Genomic DNA, 237 nt, shown 5'->3' on the forward strand with positions numbered 1-237 from the left:
CCGATGGTAGTGTGGCATTCGCCATGCGAGAGTAGGACACTGCCAGGCACCCAATTAAACAGTTGTGCACACATTGCATGACTGGCCGAGAGGATGACACCTCGTTGAGACGGCAGAAGATTTAGCGAAAGCTAACCGAATGCGGAGCGGTAGTTCAGTCGGTTAGAATACCGGCCTGTCACGCCGGGGGTCGCGGGTTCGAGTCCCGTCCGCTCCGCCACTAATTTGAAAGGCCTT

The 237-nt window shown here is 56.1% G+C and carries 1 tRNA gene; it reads left to right on the top strand.

Annotation, left to right across the window (positions count from 1 at the left end):
- Positions 1-143 precede the first annotated feature (143 nt).
- Positions 144-220, top strand: a tRNA-Asp gene (locus ACLHZ1_RS20925).
- The last annotated feature ends 17 nt before the right edge of the window (positions 221-237 follow it).

The sequence above is a fragment of the Aeromonas sobria genome, assembly GCF_050266975.1.
Classification (GTDB): Bacteria; Pseudomonadota; Gammaproteobacteria; order Enterobacterales; family Aeromonadaceae; genus Aeromonas; species Aeromonas sobria_B.